Origin of the sequence: Flavobacterium sp. LB2P53, from assembly GCF_003970305.1 — a bacterium.
In the GTDB taxonomy this organism is placed as follows: Bacteria; Bacteroidota; Bacteroidia; order Flavobacteriales; family Flavobacteriaceae; genus Flavobacterium.
Genome location: NZ_RYDG01000003.1, coordinates 67,256 through 86,459, shown reverse-complemented (window position 1 = coordinate 86,459; position 19,204 = coordinate 67,256). Strand labels below are relative to the sequence as shown.

At 34.7% G+C, this 19,204-nt stretch carries 12 protein-coding genes, 1 other RNA gene and 1 pseudogene; 8 read left to right on the top strand and 6 right to left on the bottom strand.

What is annotated here, in order from left to right; translation table 11 throughout:
* Positions 1 to 77: 77 nt before the first annotated feature.
* Positions 78 to 2,579: a hypothetical protein gene (locus tag EKL95_RS05085; RefSeq protein WP_126563682.1), complete on the top strand. Its 2,502-nt coding sequence runs from the start codon at positions 78 to 80 to the stop codon at positions 2,577 to 2,579.
* Positions 2,580 to 2,765: 186 nt separating this feature from the next.
* Here the strand turns inward: EKL95_RS05085 and EKL95_RS05080 are convergent, their stop codons facing one another.
* Positions 2,766 to 4,187 (bottom strand): ATP-dependent RecD-like DNA helicase, encoded by a 1,422-nt coding sequence (locus tag EKL95_RS05080; RefSeq protein ID WP_126459238.1) that lies wholly within the window; start codon positions 4,185 to 4,187, stop codon positions 2,766 to 2,768.
* Positions 4,188 to 4,354: 167 nt separating this feature from the next.
* Here EKL95_RS05080 and EKL95_RS05075 point away from each other — a divergent pair, with 167 nt between their 5' ends.
* Together EKL95_RS05075 and EKL95_RS05070 are read left to right on the top strand one after the other, a co-directional pair.
* Positions 4,355 to 5,161, top strand: coding sequence for a DUF3822 family protein (locus EKL95_RS05075; RefSeq protein ID WP_126563681.1), 807 nt, complete (start codon positions 4,355 to 4,357; stop codon positions 5,159 to 5,161).
* The gene (locus EKL95_RS05070; protein ID WP_126451673.1) at positions 5,158 to 5,751 is read left to right on the top strand and encodes an RsmD family RNA methyltransferase; all 594 of its coding nucleotides are present in this window, start codon (positions 5,158 to 5,160) and stop codon (positions 5,749 to 5,751) included. Before EKL95_RS05075 ends, EKL95_RS05070 begins: the two co-directional genes overlap by 4 nt.
* A 14-nt stretch (positions 5,752 to 5,765) precedes the next feature.
* On the opposite strand, the gene EKL95_RS05065 is transcribed toward EKL95_RS05070, so the two are convergent.
* Positions 5,766 to 6,683: a ketopantoate reductase family protein gene (locus EKL95_RS05065; protein ID WP_126459232.1), complete on the bottom strand. Its 918-nt coding sequence runs from the start codon at positions 6,681 to 6,683 to the stop codon at positions 5,766 to 5,768.
* A gap of 128 nt (positions 6,684 to 6,811) precedes the next feature.
* Positions 6,812 to 7,143: RNase P RNA component class A (gene rnpB / locus EKL95_RS05060), an RNA gene on the bottom strand.
* 121 nt (positions 7,144 to 7,264) lie between these two features.
* Here rnpB and EKL95_RS05055 point away from each other — a divergent pair.
* The 3 genes from EKL95_RS05055 to EKL95_RS05045 all read left to right on the top strand — a co-directional run bounded on the left by EKL95_RS05055 (position 7,265) and on the right by EKL95_RS05045 (position 9,506).
* A complete protein-coding gene (locus EKL95_RS05055; RefSeq protein ID WP_126459229.1) occupies positions 7,265 to 7,573 on the top strand; it encodes a hypothetical protein in 309 nt (102 codons plus the stop codon).
* Between the two features lie 167 nt (positions 7,574 to 7,740).
* Positions 7,741 to 8,826, top strand: coding sequence for a DNA polymerase III subunit gamma/tau (gene dnaX, locus EKL95_RS05050; protein ID WP_126563680.1), 1,086 nt, complete (start codon positions 7,741 to 7,743; stop codon positions 8,824 to 8,826).
* Positions 8,827 to 9,131: 305 nt separating this feature from the next.
* Entirely contained in the window at positions 9,132 to 9,506 is a 375-nt protein-coding gene (locus EKL95_RS05045; RefSeq protein WP_231507343.1) for a DNA polymerase III, read from the top strand.
* A 23-nt stretch (positions 9,507 to 9,529) separates the two neighbouring features.
* Here EKL95_RS05045 and EKL95_RS05040 read toward each other — a convergent pair whose 3' ends face one another.
* The 3 genes from EKL95_RS05040 to EKL95_RS05030 form a co-directional block, all read right to left on the bottom strand.
* Positions 9,530 to 10,420 carry a Ppx/GppA phosphatase family protein gene (locus tag EKL95_RS05040; protein ID WP_126553444.1) on the bottom strand — a complete coding sequence of 297 codons (891 nt, stop codon included), beginning with the start codon at positions 10,418 to 10,420 and terminating at the stop codon, positions 9,530 to 9,532.
* Positions 10,421 to 10,501: 81 nt separating this feature from the next.
* On the bottom strand, positions 10,502 to 12,577 hold the full coding sequence (ppk1, locus tag EKL95_RS05035; protein ID WP_126563679.1) for a polyphosphate kinase 1: 2,076 nt from the start codon (positions 12,575 to 12,577) through the stop codon (positions 10,502 to 10,504).
* Positions 12,574 to 13,059 carry a SixA phosphatase family protein gene (locus tag EKL95_RS05030; RefSeq protein ID WP_126459221.1) on the bottom strand — a complete coding sequence of 162 codons (486 nt, stop codon included), beginning with the start codon at positions 13,057 to 13,059 and terminating at the stop codon, positions 12,574 to 12,576. The genes ppk1 and EKL95_RS05030 overlap by 4 nt, the downstream gene beginning before the upstream one ends.
* 726 nt (positions 13,060 to 13,785) lie before the next feature.
* Between EKL95_RS05030 and EKL95_RS05025 the strand changes: the two genes are divergently transcribed.
* A complete protein-coding gene (locus tag EKL95_RS05025; RefSeq protein WP_126459218.1) occupies positions 13,786 to 14,151 on the top strand; it encodes a hypothetical protein in 366 nt (121 codons plus the stop codon).
* Between the two features lie 95 nt (positions 14,152 to 14,246).
* Positions 14,247 to 19,204 (top strand): annotated as a pseudogene (locus tag EKL95_RS14885) (hypothetical protein); the annotation flags it as partial.

Sequence of the window (19,204 nt, the reverse complement as noted above, 5' to 3'; positions counted from 1 at the left end):
CCTTTAGCAAAAGTACTTGCTACTCTTCGTTCTTTATGACTAAATTGTACAACATCATATCTCTATTCCTTTTCTCCATGATAGCCTTTTCTGCTACTGCACAAGAGGAAGATTGCGATGAAGTTTTAGTGCTGCTTCAGGTAAAATACATTGGTGCCACCGAAATTTCCTCGGTAATATGCGGATCTAAAGTCTATCTTTCGGTATCCGAAGTTTTGGATTATATTAAAATACGAAATATACCCAATTCTAATTTTACTACTATTGAAGGTTTTTTTATTAATCAAAATAACACCTTCAAAATTGACCAAAACACCAACACCATTAGCTACAAAGAGGAAGTTTACACCCTGAAACCAAGCGATTTTATTCGTACCAAAACAAATTTATTTTTAAACGCTTCTTATTTCAATCAAATATTTGGGCTAGAAAATAATTTTAGCTTTAGGAGTTTATCCGTTGAAATGGTCTCAAAACTCGAACTTCCCGCCATTAGAGAAGCCCGATTGCTAGAAATGCGCGATAACATCAACAAAATGAAAATGGAATTTAAAGCGGACACAACTATCGTACGTGACAAACCACTACTTCATTTTGGAACAGCTAATTGGGCTGTTAATACCATACAACAATCTGAAGGAAGTCATTCAGAACGATTACTCCTCAATTTAGGCGGCATTGTAGCTGGAGGTGAATTGACCACTTTGCTAAATTACACCAGCAACCAACCCATAGTGGCCAAAAACCAGTTTTATCGATGGCGCTATGTGAACAATGAAAACAAATATATTAAGCAGTTCACTTTAGGAAAAATTTCAGCTCCTTCCAAAGCGACAATTTTGTTTCCCATTATCGGAGCTCAGATCACGAATGCCTCTACCCAAATCAGAAAATCTTTTGGCACGTATATCTTGAGCGATCATACCCAGGCCAATTGGACGGTGGAACTCTACATCAACAATGTATTAATCGATTATCTTCAGGCAGATGCCAACGGTTTCTTTTCGTTCAACGTTCCTTTAATGTACGGTCGTACCGAAGTTACACTCCGATATTATGGACCTTGGGGCGAAGAGCAGTTATTTAGCAATCAATTTGTAGTTCCTGCTCTTTTCCTTCCAAAAAAGGAGGTAGAATACACGATCAGTTCCGGGATTATTGAGGATAGCAAAGGCAGTATTTTTACCAGTGCAAAAGTAAATTATGGACTTTCTAATCACGTCACTTTGGGAGGTGGAATAGAATATATTTCCTCTTTAGAATCGAATAAAAGTATTCCGTTTTTGAATTCATCCTTTCGACTCTCGTCTCAATTATTTCTTACGGCAAGCTATTATTCAAAAGTGCTGTATGATCTCAATTTGAATTATACGACACCCAAAAACCTTCGTTTTGACTTTGATTATAGTAAATACGATAAGAACCAACAAGCCGTTCGATTCAATTATTCCGAAATGCGGAAAGCAAGTATTTCCATGCCACATCGCAGTTCTTTTTTTTCGGGAACTTCCCGATTTACCATTCAAGAAAACCTATTTAGTACCACTAAATTTACCACTTCTGAATTTTTACTCTCGGGAAATTCATTTGGATTTAATTTTAATTTTACCACCAATGCCTTTTTTACCAAAAACCAAAAACCATCGGTATACAGCAATATTTCTACCTCATTCCAACTTCCTAAAAGATTTGTCCTTGTTCCCCAATTGCGCTATGGATATGATGCCAATGCCATGACGACATTGCAAACACAATTGAGAAAGCCAATTTTTAAAAAAGGCTATATTCAAGCCTCTTTAGATTATAATTTTAAGAATCAAAACAGTAGTTTTCAAATTAGTTTTACACATAATTTCGATCATATCAATACTGGATTTTCAAGTGTTTTTTATAAAAATAGTGCTTCTTTTTCGCAATCTGCCAGCGGAAGCTTAATCTTTGAACCCCAAGCTAATTTTGTACGTTTTAATAACCAAATAAGTGTGGGCAGAGCGAGTGTAAAATTCGTTCCGTTTTTAGACATCAATGGAAATGGAAAAAAAGAGGCCAAAGAACCTCTGGTAAAAGGAGTCCAGATCATAGTAATGGGCGGTGACCGTCAGCTCGTTAATCCCAATGGAACCACCATAATAACCGGATTAGAACCCTATATTAATAATTATGTGGAACTTAATACCGCCAAAGTTAATTCTATTGCTTGGCGCATAAATAACAAAACTTTAAATTGTATACTAAATCCCAATCAATTAAAAATAATTGAAATTCCGGTTGTGGTTGTGGGAGAAGTTTCCGGAATGGTGTATCGAAAAGAAAATGAGCAACTTCTGGGAACTGGAGGCTTAAAAGTCGCTATCTATGATTTACACGATACATTAATCGCCAGTATTCTTTCGGAACCCGATGGTTATTTTAGTTATTTGGGTTTAAAATCGGGACAATATGTTGCGAAAATGGATTCACTTCAATTGGAAAATTTACAGATGAAGGCAAGTCCCTCCTACCAGAATTTTGAAATCGATAATGGTATCGATGGTGCTTTTGTAGATACTTTGGAATTTGTACTCGAAAAAACAAAATAAGTAGATCTACATAATCTTTACCGGCGTCATACGAGAAGAATCCCCAATAACTTGTATTCAAAAAAGAGCCTGAAATTTTAAGCAAGTCGTTTAGTGTGTTCATAGCTATTTTTTTTACCGCAAATCCGCAAATTATATATTAAAAATTAAATAGAAAAATTTGCGAATTTGCGGTTGTTTTTAAAATTATTCCACAAAATTCTCATCTTTAAATCCGATCAAATATAATTTATTTTTGGCTCGGGTCATTGCGGTATACAACCACCGAATATAATCTCTATTGATGCCGTCCGGCAAATACGGTTGTTCTATAAAAACCGTATTCCATTGCCCACCTTGTGATTTATGACAGGTTATGGCATACGAGAATTTTACTTGTAAGCCGTTGAAATATTCGTTGGCTTTTACTTTTTGGAATTGATTGAATTTTGTTTGACCTTCGTAATCCTTCAGCACTTCCTGATACAATCGGTTGGATTCTTCATAGGTTAATGATGGCGATTCGCTTTTTATGGTGTCCAATAACAATACTGTTTCAAACGGGATCTGATTGGGATAATCAATCATTCTAATTTTTACTTTGGCAAACTTAAAACCATACAATTCTTTGATATTGAAAATTTCCAAGACTTCGATAATATCACCATTAGCAATAAAACCCGCTTCATCAGAATCTTTTAACCAGAAATAATTATTTTTTACTACCATCAGGAAATCACCTGTAGAAAGTTCGCTTTCTTTATCGAGGATTTTGGTTCGGATTTGTTCATTATATTGATTCGCTCTTTTATTGGAACGAACAATAAAAGCAGTATCTTCAATGCTATAATTACTGTAGGCAGAATTAATGGCGTCCTGAATATCATAGCCATCAGTTAGGCGCACAATATCTTTGAATTTTTTGACATCAAATTTGAATTCAGTTATAAAAGAATCCTTCAATAGTTCTCGAAGTTCCGTGGCATTGTGCAAAATTCCCGAATTTTCTTCCTGACGCATCACTTCGTCCAACTCAATATATTCGACTTCTTTATCGTAGTTAATACTTAATGTTTGAATGTCCAATGCGGGACTGATGTCTAAATTTACCGGAGGCAATTGAGCCGAATCTCCCAGTAAAATCATTTTGCAATTCGTGCCTGAATACACATAGGAAATCAAATCATCCAGTAGAGAACCATTTTCATAAAGCTTAGAATCGGAATTGGTGTCCGAAATCATCGAAGCTTCATCAACAATAAAAATCGTGTTGGTGTGTTTGTTTTGTTGCAAAGTAAATGAGACGCCACCTCCGGAAGATTTCTTAGGAAAATAGATTTTTTTATGAATTGTAAAAGCCGGTTTATCGGAATAATTAGCAATCACTTTTGCCGCACGCCCTGTTGGCGCTAATAAAACATACTTTTTATTGATTTCTACTAAACTATTTACAATCGTAGCTATTACGGTAGTTTTTCCGGTTCCCGCATATCCTTTTAAAACAAAAATGGTATCGTTATGCGTGTCCGTTAAAAAAATAGCTATTTTTTGAAAAAAAATATCCTGTTTGTGTGTCGGTTGAAAAGGAAATTTTTTTTGTAAAAGACTATAAAAAGAGGAGGAATTCATTTGGTATAATTTACATGCAAGGTAGAGAATGTTTTTTCAATTTCAATGTCAATAGCAATTTCAATTTTCAATTATTACTATTGATTTTGGCTATTGACATTGCAATTGATATTGTTATTGATTTTAAAATTTGTAAGTTTGCGTTGTTTAGAAAAAGCAATCTTATTATGAACATAGTCGAAAAAAATTATAAAAAACTTTCCATTCAAGTTTCATTGAAGGGACTTTCTTTTTGTACATTTGATATGCTGAACAACACTGTTATTTCATTCAATGAGATACATTTTGATCCATTTGACACCACTACCAAAATTGAAGATTTGTTTGCCAATGCCTTTCAGAATTATCCAGAATTAAAGGATACCTATGACGCCGTTCTGGTGATCCACAACAACAATCTTTCTACGTTTGTACCTACAGCACTTTTTGACGAAAACTTTCTAGGAAGTTACTTACAATACAATACAAAGGTTTTTGAAACTGATTTTTTTGCGTTTGATGAAATACCAAATAATCAAATGAATGCCGTCTATATTCCGTACGTGAATATCAATAATTTTTTTATTGATCAGTTTGGCTCTTTTGATTATAAACACGCCAATAGTATTTTAGTTTCGAAACTTTTGGTTGCCTCCAAAAACATTGACCAAAAAAAGATGTTTATTCATTTCAATTCAGGTCATTTTGAAATCATTGTGGTTCAAAACCAAAAATTATTGCTTTTCAATTCTTTTGAATACAGCACACCTGAAGATTTTATGTATTACATCTTATTTACAGCCGAACAATTGAATTTAAATCCAGAGAACTTTCAACTGGAAATGATAGGGAAAATTGAAACCGAGAGTGCTTTTTTCAAAATAGCTTACCAATACATTCGCAATGTTTTCCTAATTGATGTGGAAGATTTGCGATGGAACAATTATTTTTCTGAGGCCGAAAACAGAAATCATTTTATACTTTTCAACTCATGAGAATCATTTCAGGAAAATACAAAGGAAGACGCATTTTTCCGCCAAAAGGACTCCCAGTACGTCCCACTACCGATATGTCTAAAGAAGCATTATTCAATGTTTTGAACAACCATTTCAGTTTTGAAGGACTAAAAATATTAGATTTATTCTCCGGAACCGGGAATATCAGTTTCGAGTTTGCCTCTCGTGGCAGCACCCCAATTACCTCTGTCGATGCGGATTTTGGTTGTGTAAAATTCATCAAACAAGTGGCAACCGAATATGATTTTAATATAGCTGCTACAAAAAGTGATGTTTTTACCTATTTAGAACGGTGTAAAACTTCGTACGATATCATTTTTGCAGATCCACCTTATGCATTAGACCAGAATACTTTTGAAAAAATTGTTTCATTGATTTTTGAAAAAGAACTGCTCAATGAAGAGGGAATGATGGTAATTGAACATTCTAAATATACCAAACTGGATCACATGATTCACTTTTCATTTAAAAAAAGTTATGGTGGTTCCATTTTTAGTTTCTTCGAAATTGGCTCTGGCGAGGAAGATTCTGAAAACGAATCAGACCAAAACGATAGTGACGAAGAATAATCCCGGAAACAATTTTAAGACAATTGCTCCAATATTTGCTTATATATTGGAGTATCAACCCCGAATTTCAAACCTTCATTAACTACATATTCTGTCAAGGAACCCACTTCCGTTTTATTACCTGCTAATAGATCCCTGTGCATGGATGATGTATTGTCTTGTGGGGACTTCTCTAATTTAGCAATAGTTTGAGCAACAATGTCAATTGGCATCGCTAATCCTTTTGCTAAAGCAACAGCAGAAATCTCGTTTAATAATGAGCTATAAACTGCCTTATTTTCAGGATTATTTAAAATTCCTCCAATGTTTTGGTTCAAACATGAAGTTGCTGAAGCCAGAGCTGAAATAAAAATAAACTTTTCCCAAATCGTTTCTTCTATATTTTCAACAAGATAACTTTCAATATTTGCCTTTTCGAAGATAGATTGTAATTCTATTAACTTAGAAACCGGAGCATTTTTTGAACCAAAGAATAATTTTTCATAAGCACCAATTTTTTTGATCGCACCGGGAGCAACAATCATCGAAACAATATACACACAACCCTGTAATACATTATTTTCAGGAAATAGTATTTGTATGCGTGCCGTGGCATCAACGCCATTATATAAAGGAAGAATTATCGTATCTGGAGTGATACAGTTTTTTATAGATTCAAAACTTTTTTCGATATCATAGGTTTTAGTGGCGCAAATAAGGTAATCCAGCTCCCCAATTTCTTCTGGATCGTTAGAAACTAAACTAGGAAAAACAATGGTTTCACTCTCCTCTAAAATAATTTTCAAACCTTTTTGGGCTATTGCTTTTTGGGTTTCGCCACGAGCAATAAAGACAATTTCGATTGCATCCGACTCAGAATAAGCTTTGGCTAATAATCCTCCGAAATAACCGCCTACTCCACCTAATCCTAAAATTCCAATTCGTGTTATCATAAGCACTATTTAAAAAAGTAAACCATTAAGGAATTTAGAAAATTAAGCCGTGGAACTTAATGAAACTAATGTCTTAATGGTTTCCTTTTAGATTTTACAATCCTAAATTTTATTAAATCTTTTAACAAAAAAAATGCAGACCTATAAGCCGGATTCTGTCTCCGAATCCCGATAGCTATCGGGTCGGAGCCTTATCATTTATCTAGATCCCGCATTACTGCGTGACTCAAGCTATCTACCCTTCAACAACGGACGAGAAGCCCTTAAATGCTGATATACTTGATATTTCACCGCATAGAGTTTACCTGGTTTCACTACAGCATTACCTGTACATACTTTCTGTTGCACTTGTCCTAATCCAATTACTTGAACCGACGGGTGTTACCCGCTATGCTTCCCTTTGGTGTCCGGACTTTCCTCTCTTTTGATTGCTCAAAACAGCGATAAGGCGGTCTGCGGTGCAAAATTACAATATTTTTTCATGTATCGCCATTTTAGATTATTTACTTTAACATCCTTTTCGCAATGACTTAATAATAAATTAGTTACCTTTATAAATAATAATAAATCTTTCATTAATCATGAAACCAATGTACCATTATACCACCGTAATAGAAGCCTTAGAAGATCTAAAAGAAAAAGGTTTTACCTATGATTTTAATATTCATCAAGATGATATTAAATCTAATCCACATAAATTTGAAGTAAATCACGTCTACCGCTACGAAGGGGATACTGATCCTGACGAAGAATCAGTAGTATATGGAATCAGCTCTGATTCTGGTAAAAAAGGAGTTTTTGTAGCTGGTTTTTCGGCAAATTCAAATAATGACGCCGCAGTTGTTTTAGAAAAATTATGCATCGAAACCGGTGGACAATCCAAACTTTAGGTAACACATAATACCGTTAAAAAAAACACTTAAAAATCTGATTTTCTCTTCTATCTGGGCTAGGGAATTTGGGAAATAAAAACCATTTGAAAAATTATAAAATCTTTCAATACTTAAATTTTTCCATCTTTAAATTAAAACCTATATTTGCTTTCGAATAAAATTCTATGGAACAATTTGTAGTATCGGCCCGTAAATATCGTCCTCAAACATTTAAAGATGTTGTAGGACAAAAAGCCATTACCAATACTTTATTGAATGCCATAGAAAGCAATCACTTGGCTTCTGCCTTATTATTCACAGGGCCTCGCGGCGTTGGCAAAACGACATGCGCGCGTATTTTGGCTCGAAAAATAAATCAGCCCGGATACGATGATCCAAATGAAGATTTCGCTTTTAATGTTTTTGAATTGGATGCTGCATCAAACAACTCTGTTGATGACATCAGGAATTTGATTGACCAAGTTCGGATCCCGCCACAAACGGGACAATACAAAGTGTATATTATTGATGAGGTTCACATGTTGTCTTCCGCAGCTTTTAATGCTTTCTTGAAAACATTGGAAGAACCGCCAAAACACGCCATCTTTATTTTGGCAACGACCGAAAAAAATAAAATTATTCCAACGATACTTTCTCGTTGTCAGATATTTGATTTCAAAAGAATTACCGTAAAGGATGCCAAAGAACATCTTGCTGAAGTGGCTGCCAGTCAAGGCGTAAATTTTGAAGATGACGCTTTGCATATCATTGCTCAAAAAGCTGATGGTGCCATGCGAGATGCGTTGTCTATTTTTGACCGAGTAGTTTCTTTTTGTGGAAAAGAGTTGACACGTCAGGCCGTTACGGAAAACTTGAATGTGTTGGATTACGAAACCTTTATTAATGTAACAGATTTGATTTTGGAAAACAAAATTCCGGAATTATTAATCGCTTTCAACGAAATTCTTGCCAAAGGATTTGATGCACACCATTTTGTATCCGGATTAGCCTCTCATTTTAGAGATTTACTGGTTTCTAAAACACCTGCAACTTTATCTTTATTAGAAGTTGGAGAACAAGCACAACAAATGTATGGCGTGCAATCACAAAATTGCAGTCAAGATTTTCTCTTGAAAGGAATCGAAATAGCAAATGATTGTGATTTAAAGTACAAACTGAGTCAAAATCAACGACTTCTTGTTGAGCTTTGCCTTATGCAACTGGCCTCTATCACTTTTGATGGAGAAAAAAAAAAGTTGACCAATTTATAATTCCACCTACTTATTACAGGAAGAATGATTACGCTATAGTAGAAATTCAAAAAAACAATGGCAATAGCAATGAAAATGGCAATGTCAAAAATCAAGTTCCAGTTTCCAAATCCGAAACTGTTTCCCAGAACTCAGCCGAAGAGTTTAAACCTGAAGTTGTTCAACCTGAAACCCAAAGCCCAAAACCCATAACCCATAACCCATCAGGAAACGAGCCTAAGATTTCAGCTTTTTCGTTATCCAGTATTCGGGCAAAAAAAGCTTTAGAAGAAAGCAATAAAGGAATAATAAAAGAAGTTCTTAATTTGCCTACAGAAACTTTTAGCGAGACTGAAATGTTGCTGTATTGGAATAAATATGCACAACGCTTAGGAGAGAAAGGGTTTCGAATTATGGAATCACTCCTGCTTATTAATGATCCGGTATTAAGTGGAACTGCCATCACAATTGAGTTGCCCAATGAAGGATCAAAACTTGATTTTGAAAAAGAATTAAATGGGCTTTTGGGATATTTAAAAGGGCATTTACACAATCACGACATTACAATTGAAGTGATTGTAAATGAAAGTATTCAAAGCAGAAAAAATTTTAATGACCAAGACCGTTACAACAGACTTCATGAAATAAATCCAAATATTGATCTGTTACGAACAACATTTGGATTAGATTTAGATGCATAATACACATAATTTAGATTGGAAACTTAAATTTTATTGTAGTACATGGCTTTTACAATACCATCTGAAAGTCCAATTTTAGGAACATAAATATTTCTGGCACCACTCCATTTCATAGCATTCAGATAGATTCTGGTTGCAGGAATAATTACATCGGCACGATCCGGATTTAATCCCAGCTCAGATATTCTTTGCTCGTAACTAAGGGAATTCAGGAAAGCGTATTGTGAATTCATATAAATATACGACAAGGGCTTTTCTTGTATTTTTCCGGACATTTTAAAAAGCTTATTAATATTTCCGCCAGAACCTATTAAGGTAACTTCATCGTATTCCTGCGTATTTGTTTTAATCCATTTTTCTATTTCATCCCAGACTACATCGCAAACCATGTCATTTAATAAACGTACGGTTCCGGCTTTGAAGGATCTTGAATTTTTCATTTTTCCATTCGAAAACAATGTAAACTCCGTACTTCCGCCACCAACATCTACAAAAAGATAGGTTTGATCCGTCTTTAATAAATGATGTAAATCAGTAGAAGCAATTATGGCTGCTTCTTTTTTACCATCAATAATTTCAATTTTTATATCGGCTTTTTTCTTTATTATTGCCACAACTTCCTTACCGTTATAGGCTTCGCGCATGGCTGAAGTAGCAAAAGCCTTATAGGATTCTACTTTGTGAACTTTCATCAAAAGATTAAAAGCTTTCATGGCATCACACATTCTTTCAATATTTTCTTCTGAAATTTCACCAACGGTAAAGGCATCTTGCCCAAGACGAATAGGAACACGAACCAAGGAACTTTTGTTAAACTGTGGCTCTTTGCCTTCTTGTTCTACTATATTTGTAATTAGCAAGCGCATGGCATTAGATCCAATATCGATTGCTGCATATTTTTTTATTTTAATCATTTTGCTTGGATTCGTTATTCCTTATAAAAAATCATTATTCAATTTAATGTATCAAACAAATGATTACCGGGATGATACTACTTACTTTTTGGATGCTAGTTCTAACTTATTTTGGTAATATTTATAGGTCTCTAGTTGTGCCCTAAAAACAGGATTATGATTTCGTCCTCTGTATTTATTATCTAATTTATAGGAATGAAAACGAGCTTTTACGTTGCCTTTCCATCCGATATCAAAATTATCGATTAATTCATTTTTTATTTCCTGATCATAAATAGGACAGGTTACTTCGACACGGTCATCTAAGTTTCTAGTCATGAAATCTGCGGATGAAATATAAACTTCGGTTTGTCCGGCATTTCCAAAAATATAAACTCTGGAATGTTCTAAATAATTATCCACAATGCTTATGGCCTCTATGTTATTGCTCATTCCGGCAATACCGGGTATTAAGGAACAAATTCCTCTCACTTCAAGTTGAATTTTCACTCCTGCCCTGCTGGCTTCATATAACTTATCTATCATTGCAAAATCAGACAAACTATTCATTTTTAGTTTTATATGAGTTTTCCTTCCGGCTAATGCATGTGTAATTTCACGGTCTATTAATTTTACAAATCGAGTTCTTGTATAGTGAGGCGAAACAATCAGATGTTTGTAACGATTCACCCTGTAGTTAATGTCAAAAAACTCAAAGATCTTCATGATATCTTTCAAAATTTGTTGGTGACTCGTAAAAAGAGTCACATCAGTATAGACTTTGGCGGTAGATTCGTTGAAATTTCCTGTTGAAATAAAACCATATCGTTTTATCTTATCATTTTCATTTCTTTCGATGACACATATTTTACTGTGGACTTTTAGCCCTTTTATTCCAAAAATAAGTTCAATACCTTCTAATTGCATTTGTTCAGCATAGGAAATATTTGAAGCTTCATCGAAACGAGCTTGTAATTCGATTTGAACCGTTACTTTTTTTCCATTTTTAGCAGCATTAATCAGAGAGCTAATAATTTGAGAATTTTTAGCTAAACGATACAATGTGATTTTAATGGAAGTCACTTTTGGGTCTAATGCCGCTTCACGCAAAAATCGTGTGAGATAGGAGAAAGACTGATAAGGAGCATTTAATAAATAATCTCTTTGGCTAATTTTTTCTAAGATACTTCCTTCGAGACTTAGCCCAGGAATGGGTAAAGGATCATTCGTTTTGTACAATAAATCAAATCGCCCAAGATTAGGAAAATTCATATAATCCCTTCTGTTATGATATCTCCCTCCTGGAATAATACTATCTGTTGATTCAATTTTCATTTCATCAAGAAAAAACTGTAAGGTATCTTTTTCAATCAATTGGTCGTAAATAAAGCGAACTGGTTCTCCAATTCTTCGGTCTTTTACACTCAAGGATATCTTTTCGATCATGCTTTTACTTAAGTCACTATCGATATCCAATTGCGCATCTCTGGTAATTTTGATCATGTGTGCCGAAACACTTTTATAATCAAAAATATTAAAGATGCTGCTTAAATTATGTCGAATCACGTCATCAATAAGAATTACATATTGTTTTTCATTATCAGAGGGCAAAACCACAAAACGGTTAATTGTTTTAGGAATTTCGATAACGGCATAGCGAATCTCTGAGGTGTGATTCATTACCAACTTCACTGCCAGGTATCCGGATGTATCTTTTAGCAATGGAAATTCTGCTAAATCATTTAATATAATAGTGACTAATTCAGGACTTAATTTTTGGATAAAAAAGTCCTTCAAAAAAATTTCTTGTTGTGTGGAGATATCATTTTCCGTAATGATAAATATATTTTTTTTCTCGAGTTCCGATTCAATTACACTCAAAATTCGCAAACTTTCGGATTGCTGCTGGATAACAATTTCAGTGATATCTTTGACTAATTGTTGTGCTGAAATACCCCCAAGATATTTTTCTCCGGTTATCCCTGTTAAACTTAATCGTCTGATGGCGGCAAAACGAACTCTAAAAAACTCATCTAAATTATTGGAAAAAATACCTAAAAACCGCAATCTGTCTAGTAACGGAACTGAATTATCTCCAGCTTCCTGAAGCACTCTGGCATTGAATGCCAACCAACTTTTTTCTCTATCAATATATTTATGTGCTACTACTTTATTCATCTTAAATCTTTGGGGAATATAATTTTTTTTATTTTACCTTTTTTTATTTTTTTCCAATTTTCAGTATCAAATTCTAAGGATACAAATCCGGTTGTAGGAATATTTTCAACGAAAACATCTCCAAATTTATTCACGAAATTTGTAACTGCCCCGTTATGTCCAAAAAGAATAATATTTTCGAAACTGTTACTGCAGGATTTAATAGCTTTCTCAAGCTTTTTTTCATCAAAGGTATAAAGGTCGTCTTTGTAAATGATACAGTCAATAGGATAGGCTAAATTTTGAGCAAAAATTAACGCAGTGTCTGTTGCTCTTTTGGCTGTACTCGTCCAGATTAGATATGTTTTGGGTATAAAATGGCTAATATCCGAAGAAACAAGATGCGCATCTTGTATGCCTCTCTTTGTTAAAGCACGATCCTTATCGTGTAACGATACCTCCCAACTTGATTTTGCATGACGTACTATAATTAAATTTTTCATAATGTAAAATAATTTTGGGGTCTCTAAACATAAGAAATTAAATAATCAGATACAATTTACAAAAACTAAGTTTATTATTTAATTTTTTTTATTAAAAACTATGTTATTAGTATCAAAAAGAATCATTACAAGGTGCTTTTTAGTTGGTAAAAATGTTTTTAGTAAACAGTCTAAAAAATAAGTCACCTTAAATCAGTCTATTAGTAAATAGATGGTTAAATTATAAACAAAAATTACAAAACCTCTTTTTATGGCAAATAATTATATCCCTATATTATAAAAAATTAACTTTCTTTTCCGTTTTTTATCTTTTTTTTTTAAAATTTTACCTTTCATCGACTTTTTAAGTAGTTTATAGAAAAAAGAAACAAACCTGCTGTATTACCTATAATTTAGCTCTTTTAAACATTGCCCTGTTTAAAAAAACCTGAATATAATCACTCATACCTACATGAAAAAAATACTTTACCCCAAAAAATATCTTCTCAGATTTATCAAATTTTTTTGAAAAGTCCTTCACTCTAAATATATCATTCATCTTCATTAATGAATAGTCAGACTGACTTTGTAAATACTATTCAGTGTATTAACAGAACAAAGGACTAGAAAAATTTCATTTAAATACAATACAAATAATTGCCAGCAAAACATCATTCAAAAACAGAATGTATGTTATTTAAAAGTTCTGAAGGATAAAACAAAAATTAGGAATTTAAAAAACAAAAAATGAAAATAATTTTACTTTATACAATTACTATCGTGTTCATTTCATCAAATTTAAGCTCGAACAAATGTTCAGATTGGATTTCTTTTGGTCAAAGCAAAACGGAATCCTTACTATTTCTTAGAACTTGTGAAAATGAAAATGGCGATTCTGGATATTTTGAAATTAAGAATGAAAATGAAAAAGATGTAAAACTTACTTATGTTATTACTTTCAAAAATGGGGATCTTTTTACGGCTAACATTATGATACCTCTAGATGACAAAACAGCACAAATAGTTTGTTGGAATTGTTTAGAGTCTAAAGATAGTGGAATTGCTTCCTGGAAATTTGAAAACATTGTTTTTGAAGACCAAGCCGGCTACTAATATCATTTTGTTTTTCAACATTATTATGCTTTAAGACTTGAATTTGATTTTTAAAATTCAAAATAATACTCCTCAATTAATTAAAATTTGATTGTATGAAAACTAAAATTACTCTTTTTTTATTGGCTTTCTTTATGTCTGAAAGTCCTATACATTCTCAAACTAATCCCAACAAAACATTCGATGCAGGCTCTTATATTATTGATATGGGGCAAAACACTACAGTTGCCAAAGGTTTAAAGCCTTATGGCTTAGTTTACACTTTGATTCGCGATAAAAATGTACCAGTATACTGGTCAATAAACTCCTCAAAAGTTAAAGATGGTGCTGATTTTTCAATTGGATCTAAAGCCTATAAAGGGGGAACTTTTATAATTGCTGCTGAGGATGCCGCTATTTTAGGAACCCTTATTGCCACTTGGAGATCAAATGGGGTTGTTATTGATGGCCCGATTGCAGCACCCTTCACTGCACCCATATTTAATAAACTTACCAGCTGGCCAAGGGCACTACTAGACACCGAAAATGGTAGCCTAATAACTCCATATTATCTTAATGCCGGAATTCCATCAAGTTCTTATGTAACACAAAGTAACCCAACTCAACTTACAAGTTGTGGTGATATTTACGTACTGCCACATGCTGATCCACAGAATTGGTCTTCGGCGTATGTTATCGCACTAAGAAATTATATGCATAATGGCGGCTATCTTTGGGTAGGCTGTCATGCAGTAAGCGCATTAGACATAGTGAGTGCGGGGAATACAACTCCATTTAATTTTCTTACGGAAAAAGGTCTAGAGCCATGGGCAAATCACAATAAGCCAATCGTTGTTGGAACTTATAATCCATCCGCTAATGCTGATCCGGTGATGCAGTTTATTGGGAAAATGGATGCTTCACTACAAAATGGATCAGAACGAATCTATCTTCCAAAAGCAGAATCTTTATGGAGAAGTACTACTAAAGTAGCCATTTATCAAAACAATTATACGGACTCTGGTAGAAATTACACTTTCCCTGAAAATCCGGCTGCTCTTCTAGCTTATGGACCAACTTATGGTGATGCTACCAAGGGTATGGTAATGTATCAAGCGGCTCATGAATATAACAGTGGAACTACTGAATCTATGATTGCGGCTCAAAGATCATTTTTTAACTTTGTACTATTGGCTGGAATTAAACAACAAATTAATGTAAACCTTAACAGCTCTTTTCCAACTGCATTAACTCCTAGTCAAACGTATCCATTAATAGCAACTGTGACTGGAAATAAGGGAGCGGTTACCTATGAATGGTCCGCTATTGGAGGTGGGACTTTTTCAAGCACTTCAACAAACCCAACAACCTACATCGCTCCTTCTGTAATTGGGAACGTAGCACTCCAACTAAAAGTTACAGATGCCTGTGGTAGATCTAATTTTGTTTCCGCTTTTATGAATGGTGGTTCAATAGTAAGTTGTGCAGCAGAAGCTATTCTACCTTCAACTCCTACTTTTAAAAACAATTGCGGTAATGATATCATATTTACAGGTCTAACTATTAAAGAGCCTAATTCATCTTCAATTTGTAATACTACAAAAACTTACACGTGGTCTTATGTAGATTATACAACATGTAATCCAAGTGAAACTCCATATACCCGCAACTGGTCTTATACATATACAATAAAAGATTTAGTAGCCCCAATAATAAGTGCTGCCGGTCAAAATATTACAATTAATTCTCCGACAACACCTGTTTTTAGTCCGCCAACTGCAACTGATACTTGTGGAATAACCACAGTTAATATACTTTCTACCACTCAAACACCTGGCAGTCGACCTGGATTATACAGTACAACCAGAACTTGGGATGCATCCGACAACTGTGGGAATCGCAGTGATTCAGTAAGCCAGACTATAACAACAAATATTGTCCCAGCTCAATGTAATTCAGATACTCCACTTCCTTTTATTGATAGCACTTACGGTAACCTATTAGCAACAGCAAGTATCAACGGTGTGTGTGTGCTTTGTGCGGTTCCTAATGCTTCTAGGTTAATAGATACAGACTTGAATAATTTTGCAACTGCATTTGTAACTATTGGTGCAGCAGGTTCAGCAAATTATAGAGTGACAGACACAGATACGGATTATTCTGCTGGTACTTATGTAGGGTACAGGATTGATACTGGTAATTTATTGAGCTTAAATTTACTGGGCTCAATTACAATTAGAACATATCTGAACGGTACATTAAAAGAAATAGCTTCGGGTTCTTCTCTTTTGGGTGTAGGATTGCTTAACGGTTCAGGAAATAATTATGTAGTAGGTTTTAATACAACTCAAGATTTTGATGCGATTGAAATTTCTGTAGAAGGTTTGGCTAGTTTGTTAAATACTATTGATGTTTATTACCCGGTAATCCAAAACTATTGTACAGGTCCGGCTTTAAGTTGTAATACCGCATCGGCAATGAATCTTCCAGCTTATCCAGTAAGTTTAGAACCGTCACATACTGGCATTTCAGGCATAAGTTTAGGTACTATTTACGATGCTTCGAATGTCATTAGCGCTAATACAAATGATTATGCTACAATAACTTTAACAGCTGGTGTCGCTGCTTCGGGAAGTATTGCTGTAAAAGATCAACTAACGGATTATTCCGCGGGTACTTATGCTGGCTTTGAAATAGAAAACTCTAATTTGCTGAATGTTTCTGCCTTAGGGAATATTTCAATAATTACATACCTTAATGGAGTTCAGCAAGAATCTTTTTTGGGTAATAATTTGGTAGTCAATGGCTCTTTATTAAACAATCCTGGTCGGTATAAAGTGGGTTTTGTTTCAACAAAATCATTTGATGAAGTTCAGCTTTCCATTAACCAGACTTTGTCTCTGAATTTAGGTTCAACAAGAGTTTATAGTGCTGTTTTTGAAAATTTCTGTGCTGGGCCTGATTTGGTTTGTAATACACAAACAGCGATGTTAGCTCCTACTTATCCAGTTTATATTAATGGTATAAATACAGGTATTGATGGTTTAGTTTGTGCACTTTGTTCAATAAACAATGCAGACAATTTGATAGATCAGAATACTTCAAATTTTGCTCAAATAAATTTAACGATAAGTGTTGGAAACAGCGGTAGTATTTCTGTAAAAGATCAGGTAAAAGATTATCCTATAGGTTCTTTTGTAGGTTTTACAATAGAGAATCCTTCATTGTTGAATGTAAATGCACTCGACGCAGTCACTATAAGAACGTATCTTAATGGAGTTCTTCAGGAAACTAAAGTTGGAAATGCTGCTTTAGTTACGGTAGGAACCAATCTTTTGGTGGGAAGTAGTTTACAGACAATTGGTTTTGTTACAACTAAATCTTTTGATGAAGCTCGTATTACTATTACTATTACTAATACAGCAACAGTGAGTCTGGGAGTTGTGAATGTTTACAGTGCTATTTTCCAAAAATTGTGTCCGGTAATCTTAGAATGCAATAAAACATACGCATTGACGAATCCAATTTTTCCTGTAATCATTGATAGTGGAAAAACCGGTGTTGATGGATTGGCTTGTGTGGCCTGCGCAGTTAACAATACAAATAATGTATTAACAGCAAACACTACTGATTTTGCTTCGGTTTTAGTTACCGCAGGAGTAATTGCTCCAGCTTCTATAGCTGTTTTAGATCAGTTGTCTACTTATCCTGCGGGTAGTTATGCAGGATTTACAATAAAAGATTTGAATAGTTTGATCCAGTTAGATTTGTTCAATTCGTTAACTATTTCTACTTATTTAGACGGTGTATTTAGAGAGTCTAAAAGTGCATCACTATTGTTAAATCTATCTTTGACGATACCTCCGTATGACTCTGGTCCTGGAATCTATAATGTGGGTTTTCAGAGTACTCAATCTTTTGACGAAATCAGAATTAGTGTAGGGTCACTTGCGAGTGTAATAAATGATATTAATGTATACGGAGCATTTATCAACACAGCAAGTACTAGTGGCGGAACTTTGCAATGCGCTACTATTGTCGCTAATGATGATGCCGGAACGTCTGTAAATGGCGCCAACGGAGGAACAGCTTTCTCTAATGTTTTAATAAATGATACCTTAAATGGAGTCGCTGTTTTGGCTTCGCAAGTTGTCTTGACTACGGTTTCATCTTCGAATGCTGGAATAACGCTTTCTGGTACTAATGTGATTGTGGCTCCGGGTACGCCTGCGGGAAGTTACACTTTGGTATACCAAATCTGTGAAATTATAAATCCAAACAATTGTGATACTGCTACCGTTACTGTTACTGTTACTGCGCCTGCTATTGTCGCTAATGATGATGCTGGAACTGCTGTAAATGGTGCCAACGGAGGAACAGCTTTCTCCAATGTTTTAATAAATGATACCTTAAATGGAGTCGCTGTTTTGGCTTCGCAAGTAGCCTTAACAACCGTTTCGGCTTCGAATGCTGGAATAACGCTTTCTGGTACTGATGTGATTGTGGCTCCGGGTACGCCTGCTGGTAACTATACATTGGTGTACCAAATCTGTGAAATTATAAATCCAATAAATTGTGATACTGCCACCGTTAGCGTTACCGTTACTGCGCCTGCTATTGTCGCTAATGATGATGCTGGAACTCCTGTAAACGGTGCCAACGGAGGAACAGCTTTCACTAATGTATTGGTTAACGATACTTTGAACGGGGTCGCTGTTTTGGCTTCGCAAGTAGTCTTAACAACCGTTTCGGCTTCGAATACCGGAATAACGCTTTCTGGTACTAATGTGATTGTGGCTCCGGGTACGCCTGCCGGTTCTTACACTTTGGTATACCAAATCTGTGAAATTATAAATCCAAACAATTGTGATACTGCTACCGTTACTGTTACTGTTACTGCGCCTGCTATTGTCGCTAATGATGATGCTGGAACTCCTGTAAACGGTGCCAACGGCGGAACCGCTTTCTCCAATGTTTTAATAAATGATACCTTAAATGGAGTCGCTGTTTTGGCTTCGCAAGTAGCCTTAACAACCGTTTCGGCTTCGAATGCTGGAATAACGCTTTCTGGTAC